This window comes from Streptomyces sp. NBC_01478 (genome assembly GCF_036227225.1).
Classification (GTDB): Bacteria; Actinomycetota; Actinomycetes; order Streptomycetales; family Streptomycetaceae; genus Streptomyces.
Genome location: NZ_CP109444.1, coordinates 7,534,734 through 7,549,613, shown reverse-complemented (window position 1 = coordinate 7,549,613; position 14,880 = coordinate 7,534,734). Strand labels below are relative to the sequence as shown.

General features: G+C 70.5%; 15 protein-coding genes. 7 read left to right on the top strand and 8 right to left on the bottom strand.

Going from position 1 to position 14,880, the window contains the following annotated elements; all coding sequences use genetic code 11:
- Positions 1–149: 149 nt before the first annotated feature.
- From OG223_RS34340 to OG223_RS34330, 3 genes are all read right to left on the bottom strand, one after another.
- Positions 150–242: an Ms4533A family Cys-rich leader peptide gene (locus OG223_RS34340; protein WP_315986646.1), complete on the bottom strand. Its 93-nt coding sequence runs from the start codon at positions 240–242 to the stop codon at positions 150–152.
- 56 nt (positions 243–298) lie between these two features.
- Positions 299–2,020, bottom strand: coding sequence for a DUF3152 domain-containing protein (locus OG223_RS34335; protein WP_443073858.1), 1,722 nt, complete (start codon positions 2,018–2,020; stop codon positions 299–301).
- A 693-nt stretch (positions 2,021–2,713) separates the two neighbouring features.
- Positions 2,714–3,913, bottom strand: coding sequence for an alpha/beta fold hydrolase (locus tag OG223_RS34330; protein ID WP_329256945.1), 1,200 nt, complete (start codon positions 3,911–3,913; stop codon positions 2,714–2,716).
- Between the two features lie 172 nt (positions 3,914–4,085).
- Here OG223_RS34330 and OG223_RS34325 point away from each other — a divergent pair, with 172 nt between their 5' ends.
- From OG223_RS34325 to OG223_RS34310, 4 genes are all read left to right on the top strand, one after another.
- Entirely contained in the window at positions 4,086–4,268 is a 183-nt protein-coding gene (locus OG223_RS34325; protein WP_329256942.1) for a hypothetical protein, read from the top strand.
- A gap of 258 nt (positions 4,269–4,526) precedes the next feature.
- Positions 4,527–5,171, top strand: a complete 645-nt coding sequence (locus OG223_RS34320) for a TetR/AcrR family transcriptional regulator (RefSeq protein ID WP_329256939.1) — start codon at positions 4,527–4,529, stop codon at positions 5,169–5,171.
- Between the two features lie 143 nt (positions 5,172–5,314).
- Positions 5,315–5,542 (top strand): DUF3107 domain-containing protein, encoded by a 228-nt coding sequence (locus OG223_RS34315; RefSeq protein ID WP_019072095.1) that lies wholly within the window; start codon positions 5,315–5,317, stop codon positions 5,540–5,542.
- Between the two features lie 247 nt (positions 5,543–5,789).
- Entirely contained in the window at positions 5,790–6,059 is a 270-nt protein-coding gene (locus OG223_RS34310) for a hypothetical protein (RefSeq protein WP_329256936.1), read from the top strand.
- On the opposite strand, the gene OG223_RS34305 is transcribed toward OG223_RS34310, so the two are convergent.
- On the bottom strand, positions 6,060–6,797 hold the full coding sequence (locus OG223_RS34305; protein WP_200690843.1) for a ferritin-like fold-containing protein: 738 nt from the start codon (positions 6,795–6,797) through the stop codon (positions 6,060–6,062).
- Positions 6,798–7,278: 481 nt separating this feature from the next.
- On the opposite strand from OG223_RS34305, the gene OG223_RS34300 reads away from it, so the two are divergent.
- Together OG223_RS34300 and OG223_RS34295 are read left to right on the top strand one after the other, a co-directional pair.
- A complete protein-coding gene (locus OG223_RS34300) occupies positions 7,279–10,026 on the top strand; it encodes a DEAD/DEAH box helicase (RefSeq protein WP_329256931.1) in 2,748 nt (915 codons plus the stop codon).
- A 155-nt stretch (positions 10,027–10,181) separates the two neighbouring features.
- A complete protein-coding gene (locus OG223_RS34295; RefSeq protein ID WP_329256927.1) occupies positions 10,182–11,060 on the top strand; it encodes an alpha/beta fold hydrolase in 879 nt (292 codons plus the stop codon).
- Positions 11,061–11,066: 6 nt separating this feature from the next.
- On the opposite strand, the gene OG223_RS34290 is transcribed toward OG223_RS34295, so the two are convergent.
- Entirely contained in the window at positions 11,067–11,960 is an 894-nt protein-coding gene (locus OG223_RS34290; RefSeq protein WP_329256924.1) for an NYN domain-containing protein, read from the bottom strand.
- A gap of 196 nt (positions 11,961–12,156) precedes the next feature.
- Here OG223_RS34290 and OG223_RS34285 point away from each other — a divergent pair, with 196 nt between their 5' ends.
- Complete coding sequence (locus OG223_RS34285; RefSeq protein ID WP_019058373.1) at positions 12,157–12,309, top strand: hypothetical protein; 153 nt, start codon at positions 12,157–12,159, stop codon at positions 12,307–12,309.
- A gap of 167 nt (positions 12,310–12,476) precedes the next feature.
- Here OG223_RS34285 and OG223_RS34280 read toward each other — a convergent pair whose 3' ends face one another.
- The 3 genes from OG223_RS34280 to OG223_RS34270 all read right to left on the bottom strand — a co-directional run bounded on the left by OG223_RS34280 (position 12,477) and on the right by OG223_RS34270 (position 14,813).
- The gene (locus tag OG223_RS34280; RefSeq protein ID WP_329256921.1) at positions 12,477–13,082 is read right to left on the bottom strand and encodes a MarC family protein; all 606 of its coding nucleotides are present in this window, start codon (positions 13,080–13,082) and stop codon (positions 12,477–12,479) included.
- Between the two features lie 59 nt (positions 13,083–13,141).
- The gene (locus OG223_RS34275; protein WP_329256918.1) at positions 13,142–13,999 is read right to left on the bottom strand and encodes a PHP domain-containing protein; all 858 of its coding nucleotides are present in this window, start codon (positions 13,997–13,999) and stop codon (positions 13,142–13,144) included.
- A 172-nt stretch (positions 14,000–14,171) separates the two neighbouring features.
- On the bottom strand, positions 14,172–14,813 hold the full coding sequence (locus tag OG223_RS34270) for a DUF6758 family protein (RefSeq protein WP_329256915.1): 642 nt from the start codon (positions 14,811–14,813) through the stop codon (positions 14,172–14,174).
- Positions 14,814–14,880: the final 67 nt, after the last annotated feature.

The following is a 14,880-nucleotide window of genomic DNA, read 5'->3' as shown; positions in this document are numbered from 1 at the left end:
TTTCCCGAATAGCGAGACGGATGGACGAGGGGTGAGACGGAAATGAACAGGCGTCTGCCCCGGCGTCAGGTCGTCGGAAATGCCCTGCCGAAGTCACACGGGCGAGGGCGTGATGGTGCGGGTCGCGACACGAACGCCAGGGGCGGTGTTCAGCGACAGAGGATGTCGGCCACACAGAGCGGGGTCACGCCGATGAGCGCCAGCTCGATGGCGGCGCGATGCGCGACATGACTAGACCACATGCCCAAAAATATGAAGGAAGTTGCGGCTCGTGTCAATGTGACATAAGCGTCGCCTGTCAACTGCCCGGGTACGGCCAGGGGTTCGCCAGACAGTGGATCCCGTCATGGTCGAGGAACTTGGTCTGCTGCTGCATGACCGGGGCCAACTCGCCGTCCTTGTCGCAGGTGACGTGCCCGTAGCCGAGACGATGACCGACTTCATGGTTGATCAACATCTGTCGATACGCGTACATCTTGTCCCCATATGTTGACGACCCCTGCGCCCATCGATACGCATTGATCAACACGCGTTCGGTGGCCGCCGAGTCGCACGACACGTTGTCCTCGGTGGTGTCGAGCCCGGACTTGGCACACCACGTGGCGGTGGTACCAGGGCTCGCGAGGGTGATCACGAAGTCCGGTTTGCCGGAGTAGATGCGCTCGAAGGTACGGGCCCCGTTGTGGGCCCAACTCCGTTTGTCGTTGAGCGTCTTCTGCACGGCCTGCGCGAAGAGCGTGCCGTCGAGCCCGAGCCCCTGCTCCACGTCCACGCGGTACGTGTACTTGCGCCCCTTGCCGGGCGCCTTGTCGACACCGGGCACCGCGTCGAACTTGTCCGGCCCCTTGAGCTTGGCGCTGAGCGGGTACTTCTTGTCCATCTTCTGCGCGTACGTCAGGGTCGCCACGCGCGGCGAAGCGGAGGCGCTGGGCTGTGCGGAGGTGGAACTCCGCGCATCACGGGCCCGATCGGTGGCCGCCTGCGACTGCACTCCACTCTTGTCACCGTCCTTGGCCACCTGCCCAGCCACGATGACGGCCAGCACGGTGGTGACGGCGGCGGCCGCGATGCCGGTGTACGTCCGCCCCTTGCGGCCCTTGACGGGCGGGGCGTCGAGGCCGGCAGAGGACGCGTCACCGCCGCCGGCGTCACTCTCCGGGCTGCTCTCTGCGCTCTCTGGAGTCTCGGTCCACTCGGTGACGGAGGCGTACGGGTCGGAGGGGTGCGTCGCGACACTTGCCCGCCCCGGGAAGACATCGTCGCCGGCGCCCTCAGCCTCGAAGGCGTCGACGTAATCCTGCCGGGGCCCACGACCGGCCCGCCCGCGCCCCCGAGAACCGCCCTGAGGGGCCTGCCGCTGCCGAGGTATGGGCAGCCCCGGCCCCGAACCGTCCGGCATACCGGCGACGGGGACTTGAGGCACACCGGGCACACCGGTCGCACCGGGCACGCCGCGGGGCCCACGCGGCTGTCCGTGCCCGACCCCGGTCCGCCCGCTCAACTCCCCCCAGCCGCCCCCGGATTCAGGCTGCTCGGGGTGACCTGCCTGAGTACGGGAGGTGCCGCGAACGGGGGTCCCGTCGGACACACGGGGGACACCGCGCGCGGGAGTGCCATCGGGCAGCGTCGGAAAACCGTGAGCCGGGGTGCCGTCCGGGAAGCGAGGGGTGCCATGCGCGGAGGTTCCGTCCGGCCCCCGCTGAACACCGCGCGCGGGAGTGCCATCCGGCAACCTCGGAAAACCATGGGCCGGAGTGCCATCGGCCAACCCGGGAAACCCATGAGCCGGAGTGCCATCCGGAAGCCGGGGAACGCCGTGAGCCGGGGTGCCGTCCGGCAACCTCGGAAACCCATGAGCGGGAGTGCCGTCCGCGTAACGCGGCACACCCTGCGCAGGCGTGCCATCCGGCGAACGCGGGACCCCGCGCGCGGGAGTGCCGTCAGGGAGACGTGCCCCTCCATCCGCAGAAGCGCCGCCGAAGAAACGCGGCGACCCGTGAGCCGGGGTCCCATCGGGCAGACGCGGCCCACCTTGAGCGGGCGGCGGCCCCTGGAAACGCGGCACTCCATGAGCGGGGGTCCCATCCGCGGGACGCGATACGCCCTGCGCGGACGGCGGCCCTTGGAAGCGCGGTACGCCGTGAGCGGGGGTCCCATCAGGCAGACGCGGCCCACCTTGTACGGGCGGCTGCCCCTGGAAACGCGGCACACCATGAGCCGGGGTTCCATCAGGCAGGCGCGGCACACCATGAGCAGGAGTCCCATCCGCGTAACGCGGCGCACCCTGCGCAGACGGCGGCCCCTGGAAACGCGGTACGCCATGAGCCGGAGTTCCACCCTGGAAACCCGGTACGCCCCGCGCCGGAGTCCCGTCAGGAAGCCGTACCCCCCATTGAGCAGCCGCCGCACCCTGCCCCCGAGGAACTCCCCGCGCAGGCGTGCCGTCGACCGCTCCCGGCGCCCCGTACCCCGGATCCCCGCCCCCCGAAGGCCGCTGTCGGCCAGGGGCCACACCAGGTCCAGGTCCAGGGACAGATCCAGGCCCAGCCGGACCTCCCTGCCCCCTCTGGGACCCCTGAGCCCCTTGCGCCTCCCGGCCGTCCCGGGAATCCCGAGCGCCCTTCCCGCCCTTCCCCGCGCCCCCTATGCCTGCATCCGCGGATTCACCCTTCGCAGAGGACCTACGGCGACTATGGCGTCCCACGTCGCCCCCTCAACTCCCCGCGTTCGTATCGTCGACCTTGTCATCGCCCCCGGCACCGGACCCGGACCCGAATCCCAAGTCCGCTCCCGCGCCGCCGGCATCACTCACCGTACTCACCGAACCGCCGCCCCGGGACCCCCGCGCACCGCTCCCGCCACCTCGGCCGAAACCGTCCGCCTCCGCACGACGCCCCCGCACGGCACCGGCACCCGAATCCGTACCGCCGTCCCCAGCACTGTCGGCACCGGCACCCAACTCCCCCGCATCCGCGAGAAGTTCACGGAACGCAGCCGCCACCGTCTCCGGGTACTCCATCATCGCGACATGCCCCGCGTCCGGCAGGGACAGCAGGCGGGAGTCGCGGAAAGTACGGGCAGCCCGCTGGGCCATGCGGTAGCCGACGAGCTGGTCCCGGCCGCCGTAGACGAGGAGGGTCGGGGCGAGGACGCGTTCGGCCTGGCGCCAGAGGCCGTGTTGGCCGCCCAGGGTGTACGCGTTGACGATGCCCCGCGAGGAACGGGCCATCACGTCCCAGAAATAGGGGAGTTGGAGCCGTCGCTCCAACTCCTCGACCGCGTAGCGGAACGCCTCCGGTGTCACCCGGCCGGGATCGCCGTAGCAGAGGCCCAGGACCCCGCGGACGCGCTGTTCGGCCGTCCAGTCCCTGCTGATGCGGGTGAACAGGGCCGCGATCCCCGGTACGCCCAGCAGCGCCGTCGGTACCGCCGAGCGCTGGACGCGGATCTCCGGCAGGGCCGGGGACACCAGCGTGAGCGTACGGACGAGGTCCGGGCGCACCGCGGCCACGCGGGTCGTGACCGCGCCGCCCAGGGAGTTGCCGAAGAGGTGCACCGGGCCGCGCTCGGCCGCGTCGAGGTAGCGGATGACCGCGCGCGCGTGCCCGGTGACGGAGTAGTCGCCGTCGTCCGGTGGCGGGGAGTCGCCGAAGCCCGGCAGGTCCAGCGCCTCGCCGTCGACCAGGCCGTCCAACTCGGCCATGAGCTGCGACCAGTTCTGCGAGGAACCGCCGAGCCCGTGGACGTACAGCGCGGGCGGCAGGCCCTCGCGCACGCCCGCTCTCGACCGGACCGTCAGGGTGATCCCCGGGAGCCCGACCGACCTGAGCCGCTCCCCCTCGCCGACCCTGACGGGCGCCACCTTGGGGAGCACACTGGCGGCCGACACGGAAGGCAGCTCTGTCGAAGACATGCGGCAATGTTACGAGACGATCACGCAGTGGCTCGTGTGTTCGCCGTCACAAGCCGCTGGCCGTCACTGGCGGTTCGTCGTCATTAGCCGTTCGCCGCCCCAGCCGTACGGCGTCAGCCATGGCACCCCTGCGCCGTGTCTCCTAGGCTCGTAGGCAGGAAGGGAGCCCGCCATGACCGTCGACCCAAGCGATCCCGCGACGTTCGAGGACGAGAGCGACGCCCCGTTCGACACCGAAGCCCCCGAGGACGACGCCAGCGAACAACCGACCGACGTCGACCCGACCAAGGCCAACGAGGCCGACATCGCGGAACAGGCCCGCGTAGTCGCCCTGGACGAAGACGACTATCGGTGACAGGTGGCATACGACCGGCGACAGATGACGGACGACTGTCGGTGACACCTACCGAGCCCCTTCAGTAAGAAGAAGCCGCTTACCTCGGGCCTCCCCCAAGCTCCCCCAACCTCTACATCCCCTTCTAGGGGTATTCGCACCGCTTTCACCATCGTCCGGTACGTGAAATTCTGCGCTCGCAGCGCGCACACCACGGTTACCGAAAAGTACGATGGCGGCGCGGCGCTCACCGCATGAGGACGACATTTGGGAGGCGGCGTGACAGCCATCGAGCAGACAGAGGCGGCGCGCCCGCGGGGCACCCGCCTGCCGCGCCGTGCCCGACGGAACCAGCTGCTGGGCGCCGCCCAGGAGGTCTTCGTCGCGCAGGGCTACCACGCGGCCGCGATGGACGACATCGCCGAGCGCGCCGGCGTCAGCAAGCCGGTGCTCTACCAGCACTTCCCGGGCAAGCTCGACCTCTACCTCGCCCTCCTCGACCAGCATTGCGAATCGCTGATCCAGGCGGTGCGGACCGCGCTCGCGTCGACGTCGGACAACAAGCAGCGCGTCCGGGCGACCATGGACGCGTACTTCGCCTACGTGGAGGACGACGGCGGCGCCTTCCGGCTGGTCTTCGAGTCGGACCTGACGAACGAGCCCGCCGTGCGCGAGCGCGTCGACAAGGTGACGAACGAATGCGCCGAGGCGATCTGCGACGTCATCGCCGAGGACACCGGCCTGTCCCGGGCCGAGTCGATGCTGCTGGCCTCGGGGCTGGGCGGTCTCGCCCAGGTGGTCGCCCGTTCCTGGCTGCACAGCGACCGCAGCGTCCCGCGCGACCAGGCGGTCCAACTGCTGGCCTCGCTGGCGTGGCGCGGCATCGCCGGTTTCCCGCTGCACGGAAGCGAACAGCACCACTGACCGCCGGGCTCCCCTTTTGTTCCCGTCCGCTGTTCGCTCCTGGCGTTCCCGGCGCGGAGCATCTACGCCCGCTCACCGGGCTAGTGTGTGCTGCGTACGGCGCGGAAGATCGCGCACTTTGCTGACCGTCGGAGGGACATAGCGTGGAGGTCAAGATCGGCGTGCTGCACACGCCTCGCGAGATCGTTCTGGAGACCGGTCAGAGCGCCGAGGAGGTCGAGCAGGCCGTGGCCGAGGCACTGACCGGGAAGGCTCCGCTGCTGAGCCTCGTGGACGAGCACGGCCGCAAGGTCCTCGTCCCCGCCGACCGGCTCGCCTATGTCGAGCTCGGCGAGGCGGCCCCGCGCAAGGTGGGCTTCGGCGCGCTGTAGTCGCGAACGGACGAGGGGCCCGGTGACCGTCGAGGTCACCGGGCCCCTCGCGTTTCCGCCACTGTTCCCGCCGCCGCTGTTCCCGCCACCCCTGTTCCTGCCATCGTGCCCACCGCTGTGCTCATCAGAATTTCCACCACAGATGGAGCACAAGTCACCCACAGGTGAGGATTGCATTCCGCAGGTCACGGGTATGACCGGCTACGACCGCAAAGACGCAGGCCGACCGTGGGAGGGACCCCTCGTGATGATCCTGGAAGCGCTCGGCTCCGCCGTGCTGGGTCTGCTGCTCGCCTGGGCGGCCACCCACCGGTTCGCGCACCGTCTGCCGACCCGCTCCCTGGTGTTCTCGACGGGTGTCGCCGGAGCCCTTTTCGGTGACTTCGTCACCCACAGCGCGCTGGGCCCCGGCACCGGCCTGGCGAGCCTGCTCGGCGCGGTGGTCGTCTCGGCGGCCTCGCTGTCGCTGCTCCTCCGCCCGGCGAGGCGACTCCGGGGACGATCCGCCCCCGCGTAACTAGGCGGCGAGCCCCAGCGCCGCCATCCGCTTGGTGTGCGCCTCGGTGATCCGGGAGAACATCCGGCCCACCTCCGCGAGGTCGAAGCCGTCCGCCACGCCACCCACGAGCATCGTCGACAGCGCGTCCCGGTCGGCGACCACCCGCTGCGACTGCGACAGCGCCTCCCCCATCAACCGCCGTGCCCACAGGGCGAGTCGGCCCCCCACACGCGGGTCCGCGTCGATCGCCGCACGTACTTTTTCTACGGCGAAACTGGCATGCCCGGTGTCGTCGAGAACGCCCAGCACGAGCGAGCGGGAGTCCTTGTCGAGGCGGGCGGCGACCTCGCGGTAGAAGTCGCTGGCGATCGAGTCGCCGACGTACGCCTTGACGAGCCCTTCCAGCCAGTCCGAGGGGGCCGTCTGCTTGTGGAAGCCGTCGAGCGCGGCGACGAACGGCTGCATGGCCTGCGTCGGCTCGGCGCCGATCTCCGTGAGGCGGTCCCTGAGCTGCTCGAAGTGGTGGAACTCGGCCGACGCCATCTTCGCCAGCTCCGCCTTGTCCGCGAGCGTCGGCGCCAGCTTGGCGTCCTCCGCGAGCCGCTCGAACGCCGCCAGCTCGCCGTACGCGAGGGCGCCGAGCAGGTCCACGACCGCGTTGCGGTACTGCGGGTCGACGGAGGCCGTGGCCCAGTCCTGGGCGGCGACTCCGGTGGGTTCGGCGGGTGCGTCGGAGGCGTTGTCAGCGGTCGTCATGAAGCGCACAATAGCCCGCTCACCGCACGGCGGAAGTCCCTGGTCAATCACTGTGACGACGACTACGTGACCAAATCGGCCAACGCATGTGCGCGATTCCGGGGTATGGTGGTAATGCGCCCGCCGAATATTCGCCGGGCCGCACGAATGAGGATGCCCGGTCGGTGGCCCGATCGGCTCCGACCCGACAGCCCTCCTCGCCCGTACGGCACGTTGCGTACGGAGTTCGGAGGGGGACCCTCAGCGGTTCGAGCGCTAGAGCGTCGGCAGTGGTCCCGTGCAGTACGGCTTGCCCTCACGGGTTGTCCGTAAGGCAGCCGACGTCCCCCGGCACGGTCCTGACACGACCCCCGCGCTCGCCTCGCACCGCGCACACAGAAGAGGCAGCACCCTGACTACTTTCCGAGAGCTCGGAATCCTTCCCGAGACCGCTGAGGCCCTTGAGGCCGTCGGTATCGTCTCCCCCTTCCCGATCCAGGAGATGACGCTCCCCGTAGCCCTTTCCGGCACGGACGTCATCGGCCAGGCCAAGACCGGCACCGGCAAGACGCTGGGCTTCGGCCTCCCGCTCCTGGAGCGCGTGACCGTCCCCGCAGACGTCGAGGCCGGCCGCGCCAAGCCCGAACAACTGACCGACGCCCCGCAGGCGCTCGTCGTGGTCCCCACCCGCGAGCTGTGCACGCAGGTCACCAACGACCTGCTGACCGCCGGCAAGGTGCGCAACGTACGCGTCCTCGCCATCTACGGCGGCCGGGCCTACGAGCCGCAGGTCGAGGCGCTCCGCAAGGGCGTCGACGTCATCGTCGGCACCCCGGGCCGCCTGCTCGACCTCGCGGGCCAGAAGAAGCTCGACCTCAAGCACATCAGGTCGCTCGTCCTGGACGAGGCCGACGAGATGCTCGACCTGGGCTTCCTGCCCGACGTCGAGAAGATCATCAACTTCCTGCCGGCCAAGCGTCAGACGATGCTGTTCTCGGCGACCATGCCGGGCGCGGTCATCGGTCTCGCGCGCCGCTACATGTCGCAGCCCACGCACATCCGCGCCACCTCGCCGGACGACGAGGGCGCGACGGTCGCGAACACCAAGCAGTTCGTCTACCGCGCGCACAACATGGACAAGCCCGAGCTCGTCGCCCGCATCCTGCAGGCCGAGGGCCGTGGCCCGGTCATGGTCTTCTGCCGTACGAAGCGCACGGCGGCCGACCTCGCCGACCAGCTCCAGCAGCGCGGCTTCGCCTCCGGCGCGGTCCACGGCGACCTCGGCCAGGGCGCCCGCGAGCAGGCGCTGCGTGCGTTCCGCAACGGCAAGGTCGACGTGCTCGTCTGCACCGACGTCGCCGCCCGCGGCATCGACGTCGAGGGCGTCACGCACGTCATCAACTACCAGTCCCCCGAGGACGAGAAGACCTACCTGCACCGCATCGGCCGTACGGGCCGCGCGGGCGCCAAGGGCATCGCGGTCACGCTCGTCGACTGGGACGACATCCCGCGCTGGCAGCTCATCAACAAGGCGCTGGACCTCGGCTTCCCGAACCCGCCGGAGACGTACTCCACCTCCCCGCACTTCTTCGAGGAGATGAACATCCCCGCGGGCACCAAGGGTGTCCTGCCCCGCTCGGAGCGCACGCGCGCCGGGCTGGCCGCGGAGGAGGTCGAGGACCTCGGCGAGACCGGCGGTCGCGGCGGTCCGCGTGGCCGTGGCGGTCGCGACGGCGGCCGGGGCGGTCGGGACAGCGGCCGAGGCGGACATGACGGTGGCCGGGACACTCGGAACGAGTCCCGTTCCGGTGCCGGTGCCGGTGCCGGTAGCAGTGACCTCGAGCGCCCGGCGCGCACCCCGCGCCGCCGCCGTCGTACACGCAACGGCGCCCCGATGGAAGGGACTTCGGCCCCTACGGCCGTGACGTCCACGCCGGAGGAGACCGCGCTGGCCCCCTCCGAGGAGAGCGCGGGCCGCACTCCGCGCCGCCGTCGCCGCACGCGCAACGGAGCGACGGGAGAGCAGCAGCAGCCGGCCACGGCAGTCACCGCAGCGCCCGCGTCCGAGGTCGCGGAGAGCGCCGTGACTACGGCGGAGGGTCCGGTCCTGGACTCCCCGACGGCATCGCGTCGTCGGCGTACGCGGAAGTCGGCGGAGCCGGCGGTCGCCGTGGCCGAGACCGAGGTCGTGACTCCGGTGGCCGAGGCCGCCGCGGTCGTGACCCCAGTGGCCGAGACGCCGGCCGAGGAGACCAGGCCGCGCCGCCGCACCCGTAAGGCCGCGCAGGCCGTACAGGTCGCGGAGCCGGTCGAGGCCGCCACCGAAACCGCCGCCGTGGTCGCGGTCGACACGGCCGAGGCCGTCGAGGCCAAGCCGCGTCGGACCCGGGCGCGGAAGACCGCGGCTCCGGCCGAAGCGGTCGAGGTCGTCGAGACGGTCGAGGCCGTCGAAGTGACCACGCCGCGCCGCCGCACCCGCAAGGCCGTCGCCGAGATCCCCGCGCAGGTGGCCGAGGAGCAGGGCACCGCCGCCGAGGTCACGCCCCGTCGCCGGACCCGCAAGGTCGCGGAGCCGGTGGTGGAGGTCGTAGAGACGCCGGTCGTGGCGGAGACCAAGCCGCGTCGGACCCGCAAGGCAGCGGTCGCCGCCGAGACTGCCGTCGACACGGCCGAGGCCGTCGAGGCCAAGCCGCGCCGCACCCGTAAGGCAGCGGTCGCCGCTGTCGACACGGCCGAGGGTGTCGAGGCCAAGCCCCGCCGCACGCGCAAGACGGCCGCTGCCGCCGTAGCCACGGAGGCTCCGGCCGAGGCGGTCGTCGAGGCGAAGCCCCGTCGGACCCGCAAGGCAGCGGTCGCCGCCGAGACTGCCGTGGACACGGTCGAGGCCGTCGAGAGCAAGCCGCGCCGCACCCGTAAGACGGCCGCCGCCGTGGCCACGGAAGCACCGGCCGAGGTGGTCGTCGAGGCCAAGCCGCGTCGGACGCGCAAGGCAGCGGTCGCCGCTGTCGACACGGCCGAGGGTGTCGAGGCCAAGCCCCGCCGCACCCGCAAGACCGCCGCCGTCGCCACCGCCGAGATCCCGGCCCAGGCGGCCGAGGAGTCGGAGGTCAAACCGCGTCGCCGTACGACCCGCAAGGCCGCCGAGGCCCCGGTCGTCACGGAGACCGCGGAGGCACCGGAGGCGAAGCCGAGGGTGCGCCGGCCGCGCAAGACCGCGGCGACAGCCGTGGCGGAGGCCGCCGAGGGCTGATCCGCCCCGGAGGTCGGCACAGGCACAGCACCGGACGGCCCGGCCCACGTGAAGTGGGCCGGGCCGTCGGCGTTCTCCGGCCCCCACTCCCCCGTTAACCCCGGTTACACCCTCCCGTCCCCGTCCCGCTCAGCCGCGCCGGATAACCTCACCCCATGAGCAGGCCGCCCTCCTTCACCCCGCCCCCCGGCGCTCGCGCCTACCCGCTGCGGACCGCTCGCGGTGTGTTCGCCGTCGTGGACTCGCCCGTGGGCGACGGTGTCGAGCCGAAGGGCGTCGCTCTGCTGCTGCCGGGGTTCACCGGGAGCAAAGAGGACTTCAACCCCTTGCACGAGGCGTTCGGGGCGCGCGGGTACCGGACCGTGGCCGTGGACGGGCGGGGACAGTACGAGACGGACGGGCCCGCCGAGGACGAATCCCCTTACGCCCAGGCCGAGTTGGCGCGGGACGTGCTCGCGCTGGCCGAGACCGTGGGCGCGCCGGTGCACCTGCTCGGGCACTCCTTCGGCGGGCATGTCGCCCGGGCCGCCGTCCTCCTGGACCCCACGCCGTTCGTGTCGCTGACGCTCATGGCGTCGGGTCCCGCGGAGATCTCCGCCTCCCAGCAGCAGCGCGTGAAGCTGTTGCGGGACGCGCTCGCCGTGATGTCGATGACCGAGGTGTGGGACGCGATCCAGGCGATGGAGACGCCGGAGGAGACCGAGACCGGCGGTGCGCTGGACGAGGGGCTCGACGACCGGGCCGACCTGCGCCGTCGTTGGCTTGGCACCAAGCCCGCTCAACTCCTCGCGGCGGGACGCCAGTTGTGCGACGAGCCGGACCGGGTCGCCGACCTGGCCGCCGCGGCGCTCCCCGTCCACGTCCTGTCGGGTTCGCGCGACGACACCTGGCCGGTGCCGCTGCTGGACGACATGGCCGTACGGCTGAAGGCACGGCGGACGGTCATCGCGGGGGCCGAGCACTCGCCGAACACGGACCAGCCGGCCGCGACGGCCAGGGCCATCGCCGACTTCTGGGACACCGTAAGCCCGTAAAAAACGCTAGTACTGCGTCTGCAGGTGCTCCCAGAACCCGTCCCGCAGCGCCCGCCGCAGATCGGCCTGGCCGCGCAGGGAGTACTGCAGCAGCCCTTCCGCCTCGACCAGCAGGTCCTGGTCGACCGAACCGGGCAGATACGGATGCCCGGGCAGCAGGTCGACCAGCGCCTCGCGCCCCCGCGCCGCGAGCCACTTCGCCGCGATCTGCGCGCCCACGAAGCGGACGTCGTCGCGGGTGGGCCGGGTGGCGGCGGCCTCGTAGACGGCGGACGCGCGCCGGGAGACGTACGGCTTGAAGAAGTCGAGGTCGAAGGTGCGCTGGCTGTCGACCTCCCAGAGGAGCGGCTCCGCCTGGTTACGGCCCTCGGGGGCCTCGATGCCCCACAAGTGGACGCGGGCGCCGTACCCTTGGGCCGCCTCGACCGCCGAGACCAGGTCCTCGTCGCCGCCGATGAGGGCCGCGTCGCTGATGGCGCGGTGCCGGGCGAGGGACTCCAGGTCGGAGCGGATGAGTGAATCGACGCCCTTCTGCTGGTTGTTGGCGTTGAGATTGCCCAACCGCACCTTCACGTCCGGGAGTTCGGCGATGGCCTGCTGCTCGGCGGTGTGGATGCGGCGGCGGGCGCCGTCGTACCAGTAGACGCGCAGCAGCCTGCTGTCCGCGAAGATCGTGCGGGCCTTGTCGATGAGCGCCTCGATGAGGCCCTCGGTGTCGAGGTCGAAGGTGCGTCGGTCCTCGGTCCCGGAGACGAGCCGGCCCGCGGCTGCATACAAATACCCGGCGTCGACGAAGATCGCATGCGTCGAGGGCGTCTTCGCCACTTCGGCGAGCATGCGCTGCAGCAGCTCGTTCGTGCGGTCGAGGCGGGCGCTGAGGGCCGCGAGGTCGTCGTTCATCGGCTCCATTGTCCCGGCGGTCACGCTGCGAACACAACCGGTCCCGGTCAGTCTCGCGCCGATCTCTTACCGGTCAGTAATTAGGCGTGCGAAAAATTTCCTTAGCGTAGGGAATGTTTGTAACACGCATCCCGTTGACTACCTACGTAACCAAGTAGTTCTCCTCAGGAGGATGACCAGACGAAGGGAGAAGCCCATGCGCTTCGAAATCATGCGTCTCGACGAGGTCGACGGCACCACCGTGGACAGCACCGTCGTGGATGCCGCCTCCGTCAATCGGATCGTGCAACAGGCCGCCGCCATAGGACAGCGACTGTGGATCCGCCCCGCCGAGACCAAGGCCTCGTAACACTCGAGGCCGCGTAACACCGACGACGTGACACCTACGACGACGTAACAGCTACGACACTCACCCGCGAACCCGAAGCGGATCGCGACCACACTTCAGAGCCCCGCACGGCACCGACGCCGTGCGGGGTTTCCGCGTCTCCGGCAGGCACAAGGCGCCCACGGTGATCAGCTCGCCCGGATCACCTGGGTGATCCCGTTGATGATCTGCTGCACGGCGATGGCGGACAGCATCATCCCCGCGAGCCGCGTCACCAGCACGACCCCACCGTCCTTGATGACCCGGATGATCAGCAGCGAGTACCGCATCACCACCCACAGCACGACATGGATGGCGAGGATCGCCGTCCACACCGACACCTGGGTGGCCACGCTGTCGGCCTTCTGCACGGCGAGGATGACGGACACGATCGCACCGGGCCCGGCGAGCAGCGGCATGCCCAGCGGTACAAGGGCGACGTTGACGTCCTTGGTCTGCTTCGGCTCGTCGGTCTTGCCGGTGAGCAGGTCGAGCGCGATCAGCAGGAGCAGCAGCCCGCCCGCGATCATCAGCGCGGGCACGGAGACATGCAGATAGTCGAGGATCTGGTGCCCGAGCAGCCCGAAGACGGTGATCACGCCACCCGCGACGCACACGGCCTGGAAGGCCATGCGCTTCTGCACCTTGGACGGTCGTCCGGCGGTCAGCGCAAGGAAGATCGGGGTGATCCCAGGGGGATCCATGATGACAAAAAGGGTCAGGAAGAGGGAGCCGAAGACGGCGACGTCGAACATGGGTGAGCCACAAGCCTTGCAGGTGAGAGTGAACGGAGACGATCGGTCGGAGGCGGGGGTCAGACTCCGCCGGCCCCCGGCACCGGGAACGCCCCGGTCGCGCGCCGCGTGATCTCGCCGTACACCTCGGGATCGGTCGTGTACTCACCGAGCCGCACGGTCTTACGGCTCCCGTGATAGTCACTGGACCCCGTTACCAGCAGCCCGAGATCCTTCGCGAGCCCCCGCAGCCGTACGCGCGTCTCGTCATCGTGATCCATGTGCTCGACCTCGATACCGTCGAGCCCGGCGGCGGCCATCTCGGCGATCGCGGCCTCGGGCACGGTGTGCCCACGCTTGCTGGCGCCGGGGTGCGCGAACACGGTCACGCCCCCCGCACCCTTCACCAGCCGGATCGCCTCGAACGGATCGGTCTCGTGCTTGGCCATGTGCGCCCGGCCTCCATCGGCCAGCCAGTCCACGGTGAAAGCGTCGTTCACCGTAGGTACGACACCCAGCTCGACCAGCGCGGTGGCGACATGCGGCCGCCCGACCGACCCCTCGCCGGCGATCCGCGCGACCTGCTCCCAGGTCACCGGCACACCCAGCTCCTGCAGCTTGGCGACCATCCCCTGAGCCCGGGGCACCCGATCGTCCCGCACCAACTCCCGCTCGGCGAGCAGAGCCGGTTCCTCAGGATCAAAGAGATAGGCCAGCATGTGCATCGAGACCCCGTCGATCCGACAGGACATCTCGGCCCCGGTGACGAGCGTGAGCCCCGAGGGCAACGCGTCGATCGCCTCGCCGTACCCACGACTGGTGTCGTGATCCGTCAACGCGACAACATCCAGCCCGGCAGCGGCAGCATTCCGCACCAACTCGGCAGGCGAGTCCGTCCCGTCGGAGGCCGTGGAGTGGGTGTGCAGATCGATACGCACGCGCAAGCTCCAGACGGCGACGACACAAATGGGGACCACTCAAGGGTAACGGCATCCCAGGGCCCCCGATAAACACCCCAGGGGTCTCGCCCTCAAGGGGCGCGGGGAACTGCGCGACCAGCCACAACAGACCCGCACCCGCCCCACAACAGAACCGGCACCCCCTCAGGCGCTACGGCTCCAGCAAGCGCGGCGACAACGCACCACAGGGCACCAAGTCAACCTCGGCCCCCGCATCCCGCAAATCCGTCAACACCAGCTCGTCATACATCAACAACCCCGACTGCTCAGGCCACACCACGGCCCACAGCCACAACCCCAACGCCTCCCCGGCGAAAACGGCCCGGTCGTCCGGCGCCGTGGCCACATGCCACAACGGCGTAGGCCGCCCCGCCGCAAGCAGCTTCGCCTGAGGAGGCTTCTCGACGTTCATATAAGGCCCGGGATCCGGCCCGTCGATCCCCGCATACCGCGCCCCGAGCCCGACCCCCAGCTCCTCGGCGACAAGGATCAGCTCCCCCATCCCCCCGAGCGGCCCGGGCCCGGTGCAGGCGACCGCCGTGGCCCGCCCCCCGCTACGGTCGTCGCCCGCGCAGGCCACACCGGTGAACAGCCATCCGACCGGCAACGGCCACGGCATCCACACCGGCACCTTCGTCCGGTGCACCACCACACTGAGCGCCTCGACGCTGGGCGGGATCACGGGCTGCAGCGGATGCACGGTGCCGTGGACATCGCACTGCCAGGAATCGGAGAAGAGTCCGGGAGCCCTGACCCGGCCACCACACTTCGGGCAACTGGGTTCGCCCCTCATAGGGCCCCACGGTCCTACCCTCACCCGCGCACGTCAAGGACGATCACCCGTCCGGCCCGGACACGCA

Coding starts and splice junctions, on each gene's coding strand:
- OG223_RS34295 (WP_329256927.1), top strand. CDS start 10,182: ATGAGCAGGCCGCCCTCCTTCACCCCGCCCCCCGGCGCTCGCGCCTAC.
- OG223_RS34300 (WP_329256931.1), top strand. CDS start 7,279: ATGACGCTCCCCGTAGCCCTTTCCGGCACGGACGTCATCGGCCAGGCC.
- OG223_RS34330 (WP_329256945.1), bottom strand. CDS start 3,913: ATGTCTTCGACAGAGCTGCCTTCCGTGTCGGCCGCCAGTGTGCTCCCC.
- OG223_RS34290 (WP_329256924.1), bottom strand. CDS start 11,960: ATGAACGACGACCTCGCGGCCCTCAGCGCCCGCCTCGACCGCACGAAC.
- OG223_RS34325 (WP_329256942.1), top strand. CDS start 4,086: ATGACCGTCGACCCAAGCGATCCCGCGACGTTCGAGGACGAGAGCGAC.
- OG223_RS34310 (WP_329256936.1), top strand. CDS start 5,790: ATGATCCTGGAAGCGCTCGGCTCCGCCGTGCTGGGTCTGCTGCTCGCC.
- OG223_RS34340 (WP_315986646.1), bottom strand. CDS start 242: ATGTGGTCTAGTCATGTCGCGCATCGCGCCGCCATCGAGCTGGCGCTC.
- OG223_RS34305 (WP_200690843.1), bottom strand. CDS start 6,797: ATGACGACCGCTGACAACGCCTCCGACGCACCCGCCGAACCCACCGGA.
- OG223_RS34285 (WP_019058373.1), top strand. CDS start 12,157: ATGCGCTTCGAAATCATGCGTCTCGACGAGGTCGACGGCACCACCGTG.
- OG223_RS34280 (WP_329256921.1), bottom strand. CDS start 13,082: ATGTTCGACGTCGCCGTCTTCGGCTCCCTCTTCCTGACCCTTTTTGTC.
- OG223_RS34270 (WP_329256915.1), bottom strand. CDS start 14,813: ATGAGGGGCGAACCCAGTTGCCCGAAGTGTGGTGGCCGGGTCAGGGCT.